This window comes from Mycobacterium sp. NGS58, assembly GCF_059812385.1.
On the sequence record NZ_JCALCO010000001.1, the window covers coordinates 339,936 to 357,964 of the forward strand.

The window sequence follows — 18,029 nt, forward strand, 5'->3', positions numbered from 1 at the left end:
AGCCCTTTACAGGTGGTGCTTGTAGGTGTCGTAGTCGGCGTCGGGTTCCCCGGTCGGCCGGAAGTACTCGATGTTGTCGATGCCAAATCCCCACTCCTCGCGGGGTTTCCACACCGCCTCGACGCGCATGCCCATCCGCACCTCGTGGGCGTCGATGTCGGCGACCAGATGCAGGAACGGGATGTCGGCCCCGTCGAGCAGCACGTAGGCCGCCACGTACGGCGGCTTGATGCGCTGGCCCTGGAACGGAATGTTGATGATCGCGAACGTCGTGACGGTGCCCTTGTCCGGCAGCTCCACGAACTCGGTCGTCGGCTGGCCGGTGGCCGGATCGGCGCCGTGCGGCGGGAAATAGACCTTGCCGGTCTCGCCCGTCTTCGCGCCCAGCAGCTTGCCCTGTGCGATGGCCCGCAGGTAGGCGCTTTCCTCGTGCGACGCGCTGTGCTGGATGGTCAGCGAGACGGGGGTGACGATCATGGTCACCGGGTCTTTGTCGCCGTCCGATTGCTCTGTCACGGTTTCGGCTTCCTCGCCGAGCACGAAATACGCGATGTCGGTGATGGCGCCCACCGGCTCGTCGACCCAGTGCACATGCACCCGGCTGCCGGTCTTGATGGCGGAAGGACCCGCGGCTCCGACATCAACGGCGTGAATCATCGGTGTGTCGGCGCCGTCCAGCTTGATCAGTGCCCACGCGAACGGCCGGTCCAGTGGCTGGCCCTCCATGGGCTCGGGCTGCCAGGTCCACGAGACCACGGTCCCGACACTGGACACCGGTACCATCTCGCCCAGCGGTTCATAGGTGACCGGGTCATATTCCGCCGGCGGCACGTGTACCCGGCCATCCGATCCGCGCACACCCAGGACGTGGCGGTCACGCAGCGCGGTGAAGAATTTGCTCAGCGTGGGGCCGACCGAACGGGTGTAGTCGAAGGACAACGTCAGTGGCGCGGAGAGCGGTGGCTCAGGGTGATCCATCAGGGGCGGGCTACTCGAGCTGGCTGTCACGCCATCGAGTAGAACAGGTTCTAAGAAACGATTCAACATCGGGTCGACCACCGGAAGGGCTAGCACGATGAAGCTGGGATTACAGCTGGGATATTGGGGCGCTCAGCCGCCGCAGAACCACGGTGAACTCGTCGCCGCGGCCGAGGCGGCCGGATTCGACGCCGTCTTCACCGCCGAGGCTTGGGGTTCGGACGCGTACACGCCGCTGGCCTGGCTGGGTTCGTCGACGTCCCGGGTGCGGCTGGGCACTTCGGTGGTCCAGCTGTCCGCCCGCACCCCGACGGCCTGCGCGATGGCGGCTTTGACGCTCGACCACCTGTCCGGCGGGCGGCACGTCCTCGGCCTCGGCGTCTCCGGCCCGCAGGTGGTCGAGGGCTGGTACGGCCAGTCGTTCTCCAAGCCGTTGGCCCGGACCCGTGAATACATCGACATCATCCGGCAGGTGTGGGCGCGCGAGGCGCCGGTGACCAGCGCCGGCCCGCACTACCCGCTGCCGTTGACCGGTGAGCGCGCAACGGGTCTGGGCAAGCCGCTCAAGCCCATCACTCATCCGCTGCGGGCCGACATCCCGATCATGCTGGGCGCCGAGGGGCCGAAGAACGTGGCGCTGGCCGCCGAGATCTGCGACGGCTGGCTGCCGATCTTCTACACGCCGCGCATGGCCGACACCTACAACGAGTGGCTGGACGAGGGCTTCGCCCGTCCGGGCGCACGCCGCAGCCGGGAGGACTTCGAGATCTGTGCGACGGCCAACATCGTCATCACCGACGACCGCAGCGCCGCCTTCGCGGCGATGAAGCCCTACATCGCGCTCTATATGGGCGGCATGGGCGCCGAAGACACCAACTTCCACGCCGACGTCTACCGCCGGATGGGCTACTCCGAGGTGGTCGACGACGTGACCAAGCTGTTCCGCAGCAACCAGAAGGACAAGGCGGCGGAAATCATCCCCGACGAGGTGATCGATGACGCCGCGATCGTCGGCGACGTTGACTACGTGCGTAAGCAGATCAAGGCCTGGGAGGCCGCCGGCGTCACCATGATGGTGGTGTCCGGCCGCAGTACAGAGCAGGTCCGCGAGCTGGCGACCCTGGTCTGACACTTACGCGACCAAAATTAGAACACGTTCTAATCTTCTTGCCAGGTTGTTAGAACGCGTTCTAGATTGACCGGATGACACGCCCGACGACGCTGCCGTGTGGGCGCCCCCAGCCGCGAAGTGGCGAGGGGGACGCGCACTGCGATGAGGAACCGGGCGATGGACGCCGGGCCGGCCGGTCAGCCGATCGGGTGGGCGTCGCCGAAGGTCATCTCGACGTGGCCGACGGATCCAGAGACCATCGCCCGCCTTGGCAGGCCCAGCGACGCCAACTCCTTGGCGTAGGCGTGATCGCCCAATCGCAACGTCGCCCCGCCGAGCCGGCCGCGCAGCCCACGCACCCGCATTTCCCAGGGGACTTCCCGGGTGGTGCCGTCGGCGAAGGTGTAGGTCTTGAGCACTCGCGGCCGCGACGCGAACATCGAGGGCACCGGCAATCCGCGGGCGAAGTCGATGCCCGCGATGTGCGCGCCCTCGGCGCTGACGTCGAATCCGAACCGGCCCTGCTCGCGAACGGTGAAGTCCGCCATGATCTTCGGGAATCCCCAGATCGAGCGCCCAGCCTCCAGGGTGAAACTCTGGTCGACGGGCAGATGGTGGATGAAGGCGGCCGCATCGCCCAGTGCCCGCCAGCCTCGCGCCGTCGAGCCGGGCGGGTTGACCATGACGGCGGTGCCGAATTCGTGGTACTGCCCCAGATCGCCGTCGATGTAGCGCGCCAGCATCAGGTTCACCACCGCCCGGCCGGGGCGGTGCTGGCAGACTTGCAGACCGCTGTAATCGATAAGGCGTTGCGCCGCTTGCGCACCCACCGAGAACATCGCGGTGTGCACGTCCGCTTTTCGTATCCGCACCGGCATCGTGAGGACTGTCCCCGCAACGACGTGTTGTGACTCAGGCATGTCGGTAACTGTAATCCGCTCGTCAATATCTGGAGGCTGTAGATGACTTCGACCATCCCGGAAGCAATCTCGAACATCGACCTGACCGACGGGAACTTTTTCGCCGACCGTCGCACCTCGCGGGAAGCCTACCGCTGGATGCGGGCCAACCAGCCGGTGTTTCGTGATTGCAATGGGTTGGCCGGTGCCACCACTTATCAAGCCATCCTCGACGCCGAACGCAATCCGGAACTGTTCTCCAGCACCGGCGGCATCCGTCCCGACCAACCCGGCATGCCGTACATGATCGACATGGACGATCCCGCACATCTGGTGCGGCGCAAGCTCGTCAACGCGGGTTTCACCCGCAAGCGGGTGAAGGAAAAGGAACCGTCCATCGCCACCTTGTGCGACACCCTGATCGACGCGGTGTGTGAGCGCGGCGAATGCGACTTCGTCCGCGACATCGCCGCCCCGCTGCCGATGGCGGTGATCGGCGACATGCTGGGCGTCCTGCCCTCCGAACGCGGCATGCTGTTGAAATGGTCCGACGACCTGGTCTGCGGGCTGAGCTCGCACATCGACCCGGAATCGGAAGTGGCCCAGAGCGTGATGAACGCCTTCGCCGCCTACACGGCGTTCACCATGGACATCATCGCCAAGCGGCGAGCCGAGCCCAACGACGACCTGTTCTCCATTCTGGTGAACGCGGAAGTGGAGGGCCAGCGGATGTCCGACGACGAGATCGTCATGGAGACACTGCTCATCCTGATCGGCGGCGACGAAACCACCCGCCACACGTTGAGCGGCGGGACAGAGCAGCTGGTGCGCCACCGCGACCAGTGGGACGCCCTGGTGCGCGACCCCTCGCTGCTGCCCGGCGCCATCGAGGAGATGCTGCGCTGGACATCGCCGGTGAAGAACATGTGCCGAACCCTGACCGCCGACACCGAATTCCACGGCACCTCGCTGCGTGAGGGCGAAAAGATCATGCTGCTGTTCGAGTCGGGCAACTTCGACGAGTCGGTTTTCGACGAGCCGGACGAATTCGACATTCGTCGTAACCCGAACAGCCACATGGCTTTCGGCTTTGGTACGCACTTCTGCCTGGGGAACCAGCTGGCCCGCCTGGAGCTGTCGATGATGACCGAGCGGGTGCTCAAGCGGCTCCCCGATCTCAGGCTGGCGGATGACGACTCGACTTTGCCGCTGCGGCCGGCGAACTTCGTCAGCGGGCTGGAAGCGATGCCGGTGGTGTTCACCCCGAGCGCCCCGCTGCTGAGCTGATCCGAGCTTGGGCTCGCTTTCACCGAGCGTGCACTCGGGGCGAGGTTTCGCCTAATTTCTCGCGCTCAATGCACGTTCGGTGCGCCCAGGCCGCGGACACCCGAGCGATGACGCCACCTGCCGTGTCCTCCGCGGTAACTCGTACGAGGGTCCAGCCCATCTCCGCGAGTGATTCCGCACGTCGAATGTCTTTGTTGAATTGCCGTCGGTCAGACCGGTGGTGATCGCCGTCGTACTCGACGGCCAATTTGACGTTCTCCCAACCCATATCAAGCACGGCAACCAGCTCTCCGTAATCGCCGTAGACGGGAATCTGCGTGCTCGGGTGTGGGTAGCCGGCATCGATGAGCAGCAAGCGCAGCCACGTCTCGCGAGGCGACTCGGCTCCGGGGTCGACGAGTGACAGCGCGACACGGGCACGCCTGATGCCGCGCCGTCCCCGATAGCGATCGGCGAGCGTCTCGACGTCGACCATTTTGAGATCCGTTGCGCGAGCGAGTGCATCGATGGCCGCAACAGCTTTTCCGACGGGATGGCGGCAAGCAATATCAAGAGCCGTGCGCCCGGGCGTCGTCACGGGGATCCCGCTGACGGTCTGTACCTCATCCTCGGTAAGACGGTCCGACCAGGTGCGTATGCCGCGAGGCGGACGGCGGTAGTCGTGGAGTAACTCGGCCGACGCGCGGTGGTCAATCCATTTGGCACCGTGCAGCGCCGACGCGGAAAGGCCGGCGACGACGCCGCGCCGTCGGGACCACAGCCACGCCGCATGGGCGCGCAAGTTCGCGGTGATCGCCGTGCCGGCCGGTACGTAGACGTCGGGATGGACGGCGTGAAACCGGCTGCGCAGCGCGTACTTCGTTACAAGGCCGGATGCGACCGCCTCGCTGCCGATGAAGGGCTCCCCCATGGGGGGAGTGTGCCGTCGAGCACCGACACGAGCGCCCAATGTGCACTCAAGTGCGAAAAATCGGCCGAAAACTCGCTCTGAGTGCACGCTCGGCGCAGGGAAGCGCCAGACGCCTAGCGGTTTTTGAAGTGGGGCTTGCGCTTCTCGGCGAACGCCCGAGGGCCTTCCTTGGAGTCCTCGGAGAGGAACACCGGGATGCCGTTGGCGGTGTCCGGTTTGAAGGCCTCTTCCTCGTGCATCCCTTCGGTCTCGCGGATCGTCTTGAGGATCGCCTGCACGGCTAAAGGTCCGTTGTTCTCGATGACCTCCGCGATCTCGAGGGCCTTGCTCAGCGCCTGCCCGTCGGGGACGACATGGCCGATCAGGCCCATGTCCTTGGCTTCGGCGGCGGTGATGTGCCGTCCGGTCAGCAGCAGGTCGCAGGCCACGGTGTAGGGGATCTGGCGCACCAGGCGGACCGCGGAGCCGCCCATCGGATACAGGCTCCACTTGGCCTCGGAAATGCCGAATTTGGCGCTCTCACCCGCGACCCGGATGTCGGTCCCCTGCAGGATCTCGGTGCCCCCGGCGATGGCCGGACCTTCGACGGCGGCGATCAGCGGCTTCTTCAGCCTCCGGCCTTTGAGCAAAGCGTCGATTCGCGACGGGTCGTAGCTGCCGTCCTTGAACGACTCACCTGGCGGCTTCTGAGTTGCCGTCTTGAGGTCCATTCCCGCGCAGAAGTAGCCACCGGCGCCGGTCAGGATGCAGACGCGGATGTCGTCGTCGTTGTCGACGCGGTCCCAGGCCTGGACCATGATTTCCATCATTTCCGTGCTCAAAGCGTTGCGGCGGTGCGGCCGATTCATGGTCACGATGAGGGTGTGACCACGCTGTTCCACCAGCGCGTCGGGCCCGGTTTCCCCGTTCTCTGTGTTTGCTGGGGTTCCGGCATTCTCCACGGTCACGGCAACCGCCTTTCCCTCGACGATGGGCATGAGCTTGCCTCGAAATGTAACACGTTCTAATTTGGTGGCCGTGGCCTTGAATATTGCCGACCTTGCAGAGCACGCCATCGACGCTGTGCCCGACCGTGTCGCCCTGATCTGCGGCGACGAGAAGTTGACCTATGCCCAGCTAGAGGAGAAGGCCAACCGCCTGGCTCACTACCTGATGGAGCAGGGGGTGAAAAAGGACGACAAGGTCGGACTGTATTGCCGTAACCGCATCGAGATCGTCATCGCGATGCTCGGCATCGTCAAAGCGGGCGCCATCCTGGTCAACGTCAACTACCGCTACGTCGAGGGCGAGCTGCGCTACCTGTTCGAGAACTCCGACATGGTCGCACTGGTGCACGAGCGCCAGTACTCCGACCGGGTGGCCAACGTGTTGCCCGATACGCCCGACGTCAAGACGATCCTGGTCGTCGAGGACGGCAGCGACAACGACTTCGGCCGCTACGGCGGCGTCGAGTTCTACTCGGCGATCGCGCAGAGCTCGCCGGAGCGCGACTTCGGCGAGCGCAGCGCCGACGACATCTACCTGCTCTATACGGGTGGCACGACGGGCTTTCCCAAAGGCGTGATGTGGCGCCATGAGGACATCTACCGGGTGCTGTTCGGTGGAACCGACTTCGCCACAGGCGAATTCGTCAAGGACGAATATGACCTGGCCAAGGCCGCCGCGGCCAACCCGCCGATGGTCCGCCACCCGATTCCGCCGATGATCCACGGCGCCACGCAGTCGGCCACCTGGATGTCGATCTTCTCCGGTCAAACCACCGTGCTGGCACCGGAATTCAACGCCGACGAGGTGTGGCGCACCATCGACGAACACAAGGTGAACCTGCTGTTCTTCACCGGCGACGCGATGGCCCGTCCGCTGCTCGACGCGCTGCTGGCCCACCAGGACGAGGGCAACGAGTACGACCTGTCGTCGCTGTTCCTGCTCGCCTCCACCGCGGCGCTGTTCTCGCCGAGCATCAAGGAGAAGTTCCTCGAGCTGCTACCCAACCGGGTCATCACCGACTCCATCGGATCTTCGGAGACCGGATTCGGCGGCACCAGCATCGTCGCCAAGGACGCGCCGCACGCCGGCGGCCCGCGCGTGACGATCGACCACCGCACCGTCGTCCTCGACGAGGACGGCAATGAGGTCAAGCCCGGCTCCGGTGTGCGCGGCTTCATCGCGAAGAAGGGCAACATCCCGGTCGGCTATTACAAGGACGAGAAGAAGACCGCCGAGACGTTCAAGACGTTCAACGGCGTTCGGTACGCCATCCCCGGTGACTTCGCGACGGTCGAGGAGGACGGCACGGTAACGATGTTGGGCCGCGGCTCGGTGTCGATCAACAGCGGCGGCGAAAAGATCTACCCCGAGGAGGTCGAGGCCGCGCTCAAGGGCCACCCCGACGTCTTCGACGCGCTGGTGGTCGGCGTGCCCGACCCCCGGTACGGGCAGCACGTCGCCGCCGTCGTCCAGCCCCGGCCCGGCGCCCGGCCCGCGCTGTCCGATCTGGACAGCTTCGTGCGCTCCGAAATCGCGGGATACAAGGTGCCCCGCAGCCTGTGGCTGGTCGACGAGGTCAAGCGCTCGCCCGCGGGCAAGCCCGACTACCGGTGGGCCAAGGAACAGACCGAGGCCCGCCCGGCCGACGACGTGCACGCCGCCCACGCCACTGCGTGATTCGTTTACGGCGCTGGGCCCGCGCGGTGTGAGCGACTTCGTCAAGCAGCGGGCGGGCGCGCCCGACGGCTTCTTCGCCTGGGAAGCCGCAGGGCTGCAATGGCTTTCCGCCGCCGAAGGTGGTGTGCCGTGCGCGCAGGTCGTGTCCGTCGATGACGCCAGCCTGACCTTGCGGCGCCTGGAGTCCGTCCCCCCGAGCCCCGAGGCCGCGCGCACGTTCGGCGGCCGGCTGGCCGTCACGCACGACGCCGGCGCCCCCGCGTTCGGCGTCGGGCCGGACGGCTGGGACGGACCGGGCTTTTTCGGGCCGCTGTCGCAGCCCTTGCCGATGTCGCTGCGCCGGCACCACAGCTGGGGCGAGTTCTACGCCGAGGAACGGCTGGGCCCGATGGCCGAACTCGCCGCCCCGCGGCTCGACGCCGCCACGCGCGACGCCGTCGACTCCGTCGCGGCCCGTTGCCGTGCGGGTGATTTCGACGACGACGACCGCCCGGCCCGGCTGCACGGCGACCTGTGGAGCGGCAACGTGATGTGGACACCCGACGGTGTGGTGCTCATCGACCCGGCCGCGCACGCCGGCCACCGCGAGGCCGACCTGGCGATGCTCGCGCTGTTCGGCTGTCCGCATTACGACGCCGTCGTCGGCGCCTACCAGCAGGTGCGACCGCTACGGGCCGGCTGGCGCGAGCGCACCGGCCTGCACCAACTCTTCCCGCTGCTGGCGCACGTCGTGTTGTTCGGCGGCGGGTACGCGCAGCAGACGCACGCCTGCGCCCGCGCGGCGCTGACCAGCTGACCACGGCGGGCCTCCGGGGTCGGTCTAGAGTCCAATCGCATGACGGTCGATGTCTGGATGCAGCATCCGACTGCCCGGTTTCTGCGCAGCGACATGCTCGCATCCCTGCGGCGCTGGACGGGCGGGACGATCCCCGAGACCGACATTCCGATCGAGGCGACCCTGGCCTCGATGGACGCCGCCGGCGTGGAACTGGGCGTGCTCAGCGCCTGGCGCGGCCCGGGCGGACAGGACCTGGTCTCCAACGATGAGGTGGCGCAATGGATTGCCGCGCATCCCCACCGGCTCGCCGGCCTGGCCGCCGTCGACCTGGACCGCCCGATGGAAGCCGTCCGGGAGCTACGGCGCCGGATGGCCGACGGCGGATTCGTCGGCCTGCGGGTGGTGCCGTGGTTGTGGAACGCCCCGCCCACCGATCGTCGCTACTATCCGCTGTTCGCCCAATGCGTTGAATCCGGGGTGCCGTTTTGTACCCAGGTCGGTCATACCGGTCCGTTGCGCCCGTCGGAGACCGGCCGACCGATTCCGTACATCGACCAGGTGGCACTCGACTTCCCGGAGTTGGTGATCGTCTGCGGCCACGTCGGGTACCCCTGGACTGAGGAGATGGTCGCGGTGGCCCGCAAGCACGAGAACGTCTACATCGACACCTCGGCGTACACGATCAAGCGGTTGCCGGCCGAACTCGTCCGATTCATGAAGACCGGTACCGGGCAGCGAAAAGTGTTGTTCGGCACCAATTATCCGATGATCACCCACGAACACGCGCTGGCAGGGCTGGACGAACTCGGGCTGTCCGACGAGGCTCGCCGAGATTTCCTGCGCGGCAACGCCGAACGAGTTTTCCGACTGGAGGCAATGAAGTGAACGGTGCCCAGGCCCTGATCAACACCCTGGTCGACGGCGGGGTCGACGTGTGTTTCGCCAATCCGGGCACGTCGGAGATGCACTTCGTCGCCGCACTGGACGCTGTTCCGCGCATGCGGGGCGTGTTGGCGTTGTTCGAAGGCGTCGCCACCGGCGCGGCGGACGGCTATGCGCGCATCGCCGATCGTCCCGCCGCGGTGCTGCTGCACTTGGGCCCCGGGCTGGGCAACGGCCTGGCCAACCTGCACAACGCGCGCCGCGCGCGGGTGCCGATGGTGGTGGTTGTCGGCGACCACGCCACGTATCACAAAAAGTACGATGCCCCATTGGAATCCGATATCGACGCGCTCGCCGGTACCGTTTCGGGCTGGGTGCGCCGGACCACTGACGCCTCCCAGGTCTCCGCCGACGCGGTCGAGGGCATCGCGGCCAGCCGGTGGGGTTCGCAGATCTCAACGCTGATCCTGCCCGCCGACGTGTCGTGGTCGGACGGGGCCCAATTGTTCTCCAACCTGGAGGCACAACCGACGGGCGCCGATCCGCTCCTGGCGCCCGAGGTGCTGGAGGTGCTTCGCTCCGGGGAGCCCACGGTGATCATGGTGGGCGGCGACGCCACCCGCCACGCCGGACTGGCGGCGGCCACACGCATTGCGGAGGCGACGGGCGCCCGCGTGCTGTGCGAAACCTTTCCGACCCGGCTGGAGCGCGGCGCCGGCGTCCCCGCGGTCGACCGGCTCGCGTATTTCGCCGAGGCCGCCACCGCTCAACTGAACGGCGCCAAGCACCTGGTGCTCGCCGGCGCCAAATCACCGGTGTCGTTCTTCGCCTATCCCAACATGCCCAGCGACCTGGTTCCGGCCGGCTGCGAGGTGCACGTGCTCGCCGAATACAGCGGCGCCGCAGATGCTTTGATCGCCCTGGCCGACCAGGTCGCGCCCGGTACCGAGGCGCCGGTGGCGCCCGCATCACGTCCCCAGCTGCCGACCGGCGCACTGACCTCCACCTCGGCCGCCGACGTGATCGGGGCGCTGCTGCCCGAAGCCGCGATCGTGGTCGACGAGTCGAACACCTCGGGCGTGTTACTTGCGGGGGCGACCGCCGGGGCGCCGGCGCACGACTGGCTGACCCTCACCGGCGGCGCGATCGGCTACGGCATCCCGGCGGCGGTCGGCGCCGCGGTGGCCGCCCCGCATCGTCCGGTGCTGTGCCTGGAATCCGATGGCTCAGCGATGTACACGATCTCGGGACTGTGGACCCAGGCTCGCGAGAATCTCAACGTGACGACCGTGGTGTACAACAACAGCGCTTACGACATCCTCCGGATCGAGCTGCAACGCGTAGGCGCCGGGTCGACCCCCGGGCCCGAAGCGCTCGCGCTGCTCGATCTATCAGACCCCACAATGGATTTCGTAAAGATCAGCGAGGGCATGGGGGTGCCGGCGCGGCGCGTCACCACCGCCGAGGAGTTGGCCGATGCGCTGCGCGCCGCATTCGCCGAACCCGGGCCGCATCTGATCGACGCCGTGGTGCCGTCAATAACGGGCTAACGTCGGCAGTCGGCTCAGCAGCCAGTCCGTCAGCGTATTGATTACGTCGACGCCCGTCTCGAAAGTGCCGTCGTCCGCGTCCGCCGCGAGTGCCACGCCCCACTGGCCGGATGGGGTGGGAACAATGCCGAATTGGCGGACCAGGTACCCACCATGTACGCCGGGTCCCCAACCGCCCTTCGCGGCAAGGCCTTTCGCCGCCAGCCCCCACTGATCGCCGGCGACCAGGCGTTGCATCAGGTCGATGACCTCGACGGCGTCCTGGATGCCCGACAGCTCCGCGGCGAACCGCGCTTGCCGCTGCAGGCTCCACTCGGTTTGGCCGAAAGCGGTGAACCCACGGCGAAGCCGTCGTGATTCGACCACGGTCGCGGTGTCGCCGCCCTCGGCCACCACGACCTGAACACGCCGCGCGGCGTCCATCGGTTCGCCCAATTGCGACCACAACTGCTCGGAGGCGCGATTGTCGGATTCGGTGATGGCTTTCACGGCCAAATCGCGCGCGCCCAGCCAATCGTTGCGCAGCGCCGCTATCGCCAGGGGCACCTTGATCGTCGACCACGCCACGCCCGACCACCAGCTGCCCAGCGAGAACGTTCTGTCCGGGCGCGCGATCGCGACGCCGACATTTGCGGGGACCGCGGCGGAGAGCTGTTCGAAGCTCGCTTCCAGCGCGAGTTCGAGAGGCCGTGCGGTCATGCCCTGGATTCCACGGCCGAACCGGCGACCACTTCGCGGATTTTCATCAAGCGCTGAGTTTACCGCTAGGGCGGCAAGTCAACGGCGGATCTTCCACACCGGGTCGGCGCAGTCGACGCCCTGAGCGGCCAGCTGCCGCTTCAGCACCTTGAAGGTCACCGTCCGCGGGAGTTCGGCGCTGATCCGCACGTACGCCGGCCATTGTTTGGGTCCCAGGTCGGGCTGCCCGGCCAGGAACGCACGGAACTCGTCGTCGTCGAACTCGGTGCCCGGCGCCAGCACCAGGGCGGCCATCACCTGGTCGCCGACGACCGGGTCCGGCACCGGGTAGACCGCGACCTCGGTGACGTCGGGGTGGCGCAGCAACACCCGTTCGATGGGAGCGGCGCCGAGGTTCTCGCCGTCGACGCGCATCCAATCACCCAAGCGCCCAGCGAAGTACGCGTAGCCGGCGTCGTCGCGGTAGGCCAGGTCACCACTGTGGTACACCCCGCCTGCCATCCGCTCGGCCTCCGCCGTCACGTCGTTGTAGTAGCCCTCGAATCGCCCCGGCCCCGCGGTGTTGACCAGTTCGCCGACCACACCCGGCGGGCAGGACGAGCCGGTCTCGGGGTCGATGATGTCGACGCCCTCCGGAAGCGGACCCAGTGAACCCGCCGGCGTATCGGGTGTGCGCGCGATGGCCACGCCGCCTTCGGTGGAGCCGAACCCGTCCTGCACGACACACCCGAACCTGCGTCCGAAGCGCTCGATGTCTTCGGGCACGCCCTCATTGCCGTAGACCGCGCGAAGCGGGTTGTCCGCATCGTCGGGCTGCTCCGGCGTGGCGAGCACATACGACAGGGGCTTGCCCACGTAATTCGCGTAGGTGGCACCGTACCGACGCACGTCGACGATGAAGTTCGAGGCGGAAAACTTGCGCCGCAACGCCATTGAGCCCTGGCAGGCCGCCGCCACCGCCCAGCCGACCAGCACCGCGTTGGAATGGAACAGCGGCATCGATACGTAGCAGACGTCGTCACTGCCCAGTCCGAACCGCTGCGTCATCGTCACGCCCGCGATCGCGACCTTGCCGTGGCTGCATTTGACCGCCTTCGGCTCGCCGCTGGTGCCCGAGGTGAAGATCAACATGAAAAGATCCGACGGCAGGGCCGCCTGAAAGGAGATCGGAGCGTTGCGGTGGCCCGCGACTTCGTCGGCCCACTCGGGCGAGTCGGAATTCAGGTGCTCGATGTCGCCCAGCGTCTCAGACGATTTCGAGTCGGCCAGCACCAATTGGCAATCGGCCCGGGCGATGTCGCGCCGCAACGCCTCGCCGCGGCGCACCGGGTTGAGGCCCACCGGCACGATCCCCGACAGTCCCGCCGCCACCAGCATCGCCGAGAAGAACGGCGTGTTCTCCAACAGCACGCCGACATGCGGCGGTCGGCCGGGGTCGAGCCGCGCACGCAACACCGCGGCGACAGCGGCACCGTGCCGCAGGTGATCGCGCCAGCTGGTGAACGCGTCCTCGAAGTAGATACCCCGATCGTCGATCTCGGTCAGCGGCGCCAGCAGCTTGGTGACCGTCAGGTCGTCGGTGAGTTCCATTGCGCCTAAGCGGGCGTCTCGGCCAGCTCCCGGCCGATCCGGCGCAGCTGTCCGGTGGCGCCGCCCAGGGCGAACTCGATTTCCTTGGCGGCCAGGAAGTAGCGGTGCGCGGGGTGGTCGGTGTCGACGCCGACGCCGCCGTGCACGTGCACGATGGTGTGCGCCACCCGGTGGCCGGCATCCGCCGCCCAGAACGCCGCGCTGGCAACGTCGATCTCGGCCGGAATGTCCTCCGAGACTCGCCAGGCCGCCTGCGTGAGCGTGAGCCGCAGGCCTTTGACGTCGATGTAGCCGTCGGCCAGGCGCTGCGACACGGCCTGGAAGCTGCCGATCGGACGGTCGAACTGCTCACGCTCGCGCGCGTATTCGGCCGTCATCTGCAGGCCACGCTCGAGCACGCCGAGCTGGAAAGCGCTGCGGCCCAAGGTGCCCAGGGTGCCGAGCCACGTCACGACCTCGGCGCCGCCGACCTTGCGGCCTTCGTCCACCTGGGTCCCGTCCAGCGCGAGATGGCCGACGCTGCCCAGGCCGGTGGTTTCCAATGCGGCCACCGTGACGCCGGGGTCGTCGGCGGCGACCAGGAAAACCGCGGTGCCGGACTCCGTCTCCGCGGGAACCAGGAACGCGTCGGCCACCGGACCGAAGCCGACCTGGGTGCGGGTTCCGGTCAGCCGGTAGCCGGCGCCGGCGCCGGCCGCCTGCACGGGACCATCGCCCATCTCGCCGTCGAGGGCGACGCTGAGCGTTTTCTCCCCGTTGACCGCCGGCACACCCCAGCTCTGTTGCAGCTCTTCGGAGCCGAACCGGGCCAGCGCTCCGGCGCCCAGCACCACCGACTCCAGGTAGGGCACCGCAGCCAGCTGGCGGCCCAGCGCGACGAGGATCGCGATCTGCTCGAGTGCCCCGAAGCCGTCGCCGCCCAGCGATGAGGCCGACGCGCTGGACAGGATGCCGGCGTCGATCAGCTTCCGCCACAGGTCGCGATCGAATCGTTGATCGAGCCCGTCGAGGTCACGCTGGTGTTCGGGGGTGCATACCGAGTCCACGATGGTGTTGACCAGGTTGCCGAGGTCGTTGGCCGCTTCGGTTGTGGTGAAATCCATGAACGTCCGTCCTTCTATTACGTAGCGGCTCAGCGGTTGCGGGGCAGACCGAGGGCGACCATGCCGATGATGTCGCGCTGCACTTCGTTGGTGCCGCCGCCGAAGGTCAGGATCAGGCAGGCCCGGTGCATCCGCTCGACCCGGCCTGACAGCTTCGAGCCGGGCGAATTCTGGCGCACGGTCGCGGCGGTACCGAGCACCTCCATCAGCAGCCGGTAGGCCTCGGTGGCCAGCTCGGTGCCGTACACCTTGGCCGCCGAAGCGTCGGCGGGCGACAGGGCTTCGCTCGCCGACGACGCCAGCTCCCAGTTGATCAGCTTGAGCACCTCGGCTTTGGCATGCACGCGGGCCAGGTTGATCTGCACCCACTCCGAGTCGATCAGGCGGGCGCCGCCGGCGTCCTTGGTGTTCTGCGCCCACTCGCGGACCTCGCGCAGGGCCAGGAAGATCGGTTGCGGCGAGACGAGCGCGACCCGCTCGTGGTTCAGCTGGTTGGTCACCAGTTTCCAGCCGCCGTTCTCCTCGCCGACCAGGTTGCTCACCGGGACGCGCACGTCGGAGTAGTAGGTCGCGCTGGTGTCCACACCGGCCATGGTGTGCACCGGGGTCCAGGAGAAGCCGTCGGCTGTCGTCGGCACCGTCAGCATCGAGATGCCGCGGTGCTTCTTGGCGTCGGGGTTGGTGCGCACCGCCAGCCACACCCAGTCGGCATAAGCGATCAGGCTGGTCCACATCTTCTGGCCGTTGATCACGTAGTCGTCGCCGTCGCGCACCGCGGTGGTGCGCAGATTGGCCAGGTCGGTTCCGGCACCGGGCTCCGAGTAGCCGATGGAGAAGTGCAGTTCGCCGGCCGCGATCTTGGGCAGGAAGAACTTCTTCTGCTCCTCGGTGCCGAACGCCATGATGGTCGGCGCCACGCTGTTGATGGTCAGGAACGGCACCGGCACGCCGGCGATGGCCGCCTCGTCGGTGAAGATCAGCGAGTCCATCGGGGAGCGGTCCTGGCCGCCGTACTCCTTGGGCCAGTTCAGGGTGAGCCACCCGTCCTTACCCATCTGCGCGACGGTGTCGCGGTAGGCGGTGCCGGTCCCGACCTCGCCGCCGCCCGAGGAGGTCAGCGCCTCCCGGCGCTCGGGGGTCATCAGGTCGGTGAAGTACGACCGCAGCTCGCGACGCAGCTCCTCTTGCTCCGGGGTGTAACTGATACGCATTTCGGCCGTCCTTGAAGTTCACGACGTTCGGAGTAACAAGCCTCGTCACAGGCTGCAGCTCGACCAACGGCTACCCGTTCGCCTCCCCGGTTGTAACACGTTCTAGTCTGGGAATCCAGCGACCGTTTCCCCAGAGGTGCCAGGGTCCTATGGTGGACCTACATACTGATGAGGCGAGTTTCGTGGCGAAGGCCAGGTTCAAGGAGGGTGCTGTGCGGGTGATCGTGGACCGTGACCGGTGCGAAGGTAACGCAGTGTGCTTGGGAATTGCCCCAGATATCTTCGACCTTGACGACGAGGACTATGCGGTGGTGAAGCTCGATCCGATTCCCGCCGATCAGGAGCAACTGGCCGAGCAGGCGATCGCCGAGTGCCCGCGCGCGGCGCTCCAGCGCGGCGACTAATCCGAGCCCAGAGTGCGTAACCCGAAACTAGAGGTATTCATAAATTGACTAGCAGCACGAACGCGACCGATCTCTCCGGAAAGGTCGCGGTGGTGACCGGTGCGGCCGCGGGCCTGGGACGCGCCGAGGCGCTCGGCCTGGCGCGGCAGGGCGCAACCGTCGTCGTCAACGACATCGCCGCGGCGTTGGAGGCCTCCGACGTCATCGACGAAATCAATTCCGCCGGTTCGAAGGCCGTCGCCGTGGCCGGTGACATCAGCGAACGCGCCACGGCCGACGAATTGGTTGCTCAGGCCGACTCGCTGGGTGGCCTCGGCATCGTGATCAACAACGCCGGGATCACGCGTGACCGGATGCTGTTCAACATGTCCGACGAGGAGTGGGACCTCGTGATAGCCGTGCACCTGCGCGGCCACTTCCTGCTGACCCGTAACGCTGCGACCTACTGGCGTTCCAAGGCCAAGGACGCCGGCGGCCAGGTTTTCGGGCGCATCGTCAACACCGCCTCGGAGGCCGGACTGGTCGGCCCGGTCGGGCAGGCCAATTACGGTGCGGCCAAGGCGGGCATCATTTCGCTGACCCTTACGGCCGCACGGGCGCTGGGCCGCTACGGCGTATGTGCCAACGCCATCTGCCCCCGCGCGCGCACCGCGATGACGGCCGACGTTTTCGGTGACGCACCCGAGGTGGAAGCCGGCGGTGTCGACCCCTTGTCGCCCGAGCACGTGGTCAATCTGGTGAAGTTCCTGTCGTCCCCGGCGGCCGCCGAGGTGAACGGTCAGGTGTTCATCGTCTACGGTCCACAGGTGACACTGGTCGCTGCGCCTACTGCGGAGCGCAAATTCATTGCCGACGGCGCCGCCTGGGACCCTGCGCAGCTGAGTTCAACACTGCACGATTACTTTGCTGGCCGTGATCCTGAGCACAATTTCTCCGCTGGCGCGCTGATGGAGCAATAGCGCCGGAAACCTGGCCGATCGGGTGAAATCGCCAGGTAGAACGTGTGTCAGTTTGACACCCGCCAAGTGCTTCTGACCTGGCAAATTAACGGTTCAGATACGGAAGTGCCGTTCATTGACATGGTGAACTTGTTCTGGGTTAATATGATCCGGCTCACACCGAGCCCAGTGGGACCGTAGACGACGCAAAGGCCAGACATAGACTTCGCCGAGACCAAACCGAGGGGGGGACCGCGTTGAGGGAACAACTTGCGGTTCCCGCCCGCGCCGTCGGCGGATTTTTCGAAATGATGTTGGATACCGGCCGAGCGGCTTTCCGCCGGCCGTTTCAATTCGGCGAGTTCCTCGACCAGACCTGGATGATCGCGCGCGTGTCGCTGGTCCCCACGCTGCTGGTGTCCATCCCGTTCACCGTCCTGGTGGCCTTCACCCTCAACATCCTGCTGCGCGAGATCGGCGCCGCCGACCTTTCCGGCGCCGGAACGGCATTCGGCACCATCACCCAGCTGGGTCCCGTGGTGACGGTGCTCGTCGTGGCCGGTGCCGGCGCCACCGCGATCTGTGCCGACCTCGGTGCCCGCACCATCCGCGAAGAGATCGACGCGATGCGGGTGCTCGGCATCGACCCGATCCAGCGGCTGGTCGTGCCCCGCGTGCTGGCCTCCACGGTGGTGGCCCTGCTGCTCAACGGATTGGTGTGCGCCATCGGTCTTTCCGGCGGCTACGTCTTCTCCGTCTTTCTGCAGGGCGTCAACCCCGGCGCGTTCATCAACGGATTGACCGTGCTCACCGGACTGCGCGAGCTGGTGCTGGCCGAGGCCAAGGCGCTGCTGTTCGGCGTCATGGCCGGCATGGTGGGCTGCTACCGCGGTTTGACCGTCAAGGGTGGGCCCAAGGGCGTCGGTAATGCGGTCAACGAAACCGTGGTCTACGCCTTCATATGTCTGTTCGTGATCAATGTGGTGATGACCGCCATCGGCGTGCGAATCTCGGCGAAGTGATGG

General features: G+C 66.9%; 17 protein-coding genes. 9 read left to right on the forward strand and 8 right to left on the reverse strand.

What is annotated here, in order from left to right; all coding sequences use genetic code 11:
• Positions 1–6 precede the first annotated feature (6 nt).
• Positions 7–1,008, reverse strand: coding sequence for a Zn-ribbon domain-containing OB-fold protein (locus tag AC5Y4H_RS01710; protein ID WP_499977978.1), 1,002 nt, complete (start codon positions 1,006–1,008; stop codon positions 7–9).
• Positions 1,009–1,075: 67 nt separating this feature from the next.
• Between AC5Y4H_RS01710 and AC5Y4H_RS01715 the strand changes: the two genes are divergently transcribed.
• Positions 1,076–2,107 (forward strand): LLM class F420-dependent oxidoreductase, encoded by a 1,032-nt coding sequence (locus tag AC5Y4H_RS01715; protein ID WP_499977980.1) that lies wholly within the window; start codon positions 1,076–1,078, stop codon positions 2,105–2,107.
• Positions 2,108–2,286: 179 nt separating this feature from the next.
• Here AC5Y4H_RS01715 and AC5Y4H_RS01720 read toward each other — a convergent pair whose 3' ends face one another.
• Positions 2,287–3,009 carry an acetoacetate decarboxylase family protein gene (locus tag AC5Y4H_RS01720; protein ID WP_499977982.1) on the reverse strand — a complete coding sequence of 241 codons (723 nt, stop codon included), beginning with the start codon at positions 3,007–3,009 and terminating at the stop codon, positions 2,287–2,289.
• Between the two features lie 42 nt (positions 3,010–3,051).
• On the opposite strand from AC5Y4H_RS01720, the gene AC5Y4H_RS01725 reads away from it, so the two are divergent.
• Positions 3,052–4,275 carry a cytochrome P450 gene (locus AC5Y4H_RS01725; protein WP_499977984.1) on the forward strand — a complete coding sequence of 408 codons (1,224 nt, stop codon included), beginning with the start codon at positions 3,052–3,054 and terminating at the stop codon, positions 4,273–4,275.
• A gap of 19 nt (positions 4,276–4,294) precedes the next feature.
• Here AC5Y4H_RS01725 and AC5Y4H_RS01730 read toward each other — a convergent pair whose 3' ends face one another.
• Together AC5Y4H_RS01730 and AC5Y4H_RS01735 are read right to left on the reverse strand one after the other, a co-directional pair.
• Positions 4,295–5,185, reverse strand: a complete 891-nt coding sequence (locus AC5Y4H_RS01730; protein ID WP_499977986.1) for a type IV toxin-antitoxin system AbiEi family antitoxin — start codon at positions 5,183–5,185, stop codon at positions 4,295–4,297.
• A 113-nt stretch (positions 5,186–5,298) separates the two neighbouring features.
• A complete protein-coding gene (locus tag AC5Y4H_RS01735; RefSeq protein WP_499977988.1) occupies positions 5,299–6,162 on the reverse strand; it encodes a crotonase/enoyl-CoA hydratase family protein in 864 nt (287 codons plus the stop codon).
• Positions 6,163–6,196: 34 nt separating this feature from the next.
• Between AC5Y4H_RS01735 and AC5Y4H_RS01740 the strand changes: the two genes are divergently transcribed.
• From AC5Y4H_RS01740 to AC5Y4H_RS01755, 4 genes are read left to right on the forward strand one after another with little or no spacing between them, the layout of a single operon-like run.
• Positions 6,197–7,849 (forward strand): acyl-CoA synthetase, encoded by a 1,653-nt coding sequence (locus tag AC5Y4H_RS01740; RefSeq protein WP_499977991.1) that lies wholly within the window; start codon positions 6,197–6,199, stop codon positions 7,847–7,849.
• 28 nt (positions 7,850–7,877) lie between these two features.
• Positions 7,878–8,645: a fructosamine kinase family protein gene (locus tag AC5Y4H_RS01745; RefSeq protein WP_499977993.1), complete on the forward strand. Its 768-nt coding sequence runs from the start codon at positions 7,878–7,880 to the stop codon at positions 8,643–8,645.
• Between the two features lie 39 nt (positions 8,646–8,684).
• Positions 8,685–9,512 (forward strand): amidohydrolase family protein, encoded by an 828-nt coding sequence (locus tag AC5Y4H_RS01750; protein ID WP_499977996.1) that lies wholly within the window; start codon positions 8,685–8,687, stop codon positions 9,510–9,512.
• Entirely contained in the window at positions 9,509–11,059 is a 1,551-nt protein-coding gene (locus AC5Y4H_RS01755; RefSeq protein WP_499977999.1) for an acetolactate synthase large subunit, read from the forward strand. Before AC5Y4H_RS01750 ends, AC5Y4H_RS01755 begins: the two co-directional genes overlap by 4 nt.
• Here the strand turns inward: AC5Y4H_RS01755 and AC5Y4H_RS01760 are convergent.
• The 4 genes from AC5Y4H_RS01760 to AC5Y4H_RS01775 form a co-directional block, all read right to left on the reverse strand.
• Positions 11,045–11,758 (reverse strand): hypothetical protein, encoded by a 714-nt coding sequence (locus AC5Y4H_RS01760; protein WP_499978001.1) that lies wholly within the window; start codon positions 11,756–11,758, stop codon positions 11,045–11,047. The two genes, AC5Y4H_RS01755 and AC5Y4H_RS01760, sit on opposite strands and share 15 nt — an antisense overlap.
• A gap of 78 nt (positions 11,759–11,836) precedes the next feature.
• Positions 11,837–13,348, reverse strand: a complete 1,512-nt coding sequence (fadD17, locus tag AC5Y4H_RS01765) for a long-chain-fatty-acid--CoA ligase FadD17 (protein WP_499978003.1) — start codon at positions 13,346–13,348, stop codon at positions 11,837–11,839.
• A 5-nt stretch (positions 13,349–13,353) separates the two neighbouring features.
• Positions 13,354–14,451 carry an acyl-CoA dehydrogenase family protein gene (locus AC5Y4H_RS01770; RefSeq protein ID WP_499978004.1) on the reverse strand — a complete coding sequence of 366 codons (1,098 nt, stop codon included), beginning with the start codon at positions 14,449–14,451 and terminating at the stop codon, positions 13,354–13,356.
• Between the two features lie 29 nt (positions 14,452–14,480).
• Entirely contained in the window at positions 14,481–15,662 is a 1,182-nt protein-coding gene (locus AC5Y4H_RS01775) for an acyl-CoA dehydrogenase (protein WP_499978005.1), read from the reverse strand.
• A 212-nt stretch (positions 15,663–15,874) separates the two neighbouring features.
• On the opposite strand from AC5Y4H_RS01775, the gene AC5Y4H_RS01780 reads away from it, so the two are divergent.
• The 3 genes from AC5Y4H_RS01780 to AC5Y4H_RS01790 all read left to right on the forward strand — a co-directional run bounded on the left by AC5Y4H_RS01780 (position 15,875) and on the right by AC5Y4H_RS01790 (position 18,026).
• Complete coding sequence (locus tag AC5Y4H_RS01780) at positions 15,875–16,066, forward strand: ferredoxin (RefSeq protein WP_007772497.1); 192 nt, start codon at positions 15,875–15,877, stop codon at positions 16,064–16,066.
• Positions 16,067–16,110: 44 nt separating this feature from the next.
• Entirely contained in the window at positions 16,111–17,025 is a 915-nt protein-coding gene (locus AC5Y4H_RS01785; RefSeq protein ID WP_499978007.1) for a 3-oxoacyl-ACP reductase, read from the forward strand.
• A 236-nt stretch (positions 17,026–17,261) separates the two neighbouring features.
• Entirely contained in the window at positions 17,262–18,026 is a 765-nt protein-coding gene (locus AC5Y4H_RS01790) for an MlaE family ABC transporter permease (protein WP_499978009.1), read from the forward strand.
• Positions 18,027–18,029 lie beyond the last annotated feature (3 nt).

Coding starts and splice junctions, on each gene's coding strand:
- AC5Y4H_RS01775 (WP_499978005.1), bottom strand. CDS start 15,662: ATGCGTATCAGTTACACCCCGGAGCAAGAGGAGCTGCGTCGCGAGCTG.
- AC5Y4H_RS01735 (WP_499977988.1), bottom strand. CDS start 6,162: ATGCCCATCGTCGAGGGAAAGGCGGTTGCCGTGACCGTGGAGAATGCC.
- AC5Y4H_RS01760 (WP_499978001.1), bottom strand. CDS start 11,758: ATGACCGCACGGCCTCTCGAACTCGCGCTGGAAGCGAGCTTCGAACAG.
- AC5Y4H_RS01720 (WP_499977982.1), bottom strand. CDS start 3,009: ATGCCTGAGTCACAACACGTCGTTGCGGGGACAGTCCTCACGATGCCG.
- AC5Y4H_RS01725 (WP_499977984.1), top strand. CDS start 3,052: ATGACTTCGACCATCCCGGAAGCAATCTCGAACATCGACCTGACCGAC.
- AC5Y4H_RS01715 (WP_499977980.1), top strand. CDS start 1,076: ATGAAGCTGGGATTACAGCTGGGATATTGGGGCGCTCAGCCGCCGCAG.
- AC5Y4H_RS01750 (WP_499977996.1), top strand. CDS start 8,685: ATGACGGTCGATGTCTGGATGCAGCATCCGACTGCCCGGTTTCTGCGC.
- fadD17 (WP_499978003.1), bottom strand. CDS start 13,348: ATGGAACTCACCGACGACCTGACGGTCACCAAGCTGCTGGCGCCGCTG.
- AC5Y4H_RS01730 (WP_499977986.1), bottom strand. CDS start 5,185: ATGGGGGAGCCCTTCATCGGCAGCGAGGCGGTCGCATCCGGCCTTGTA.
- AC5Y4H_RS01770 (WP_499978004.1), bottom strand. CDS start 14,451: ATGGATTTCACCACAACCGAAGCGGCCAACGACCTCGGCAACCTGGTC.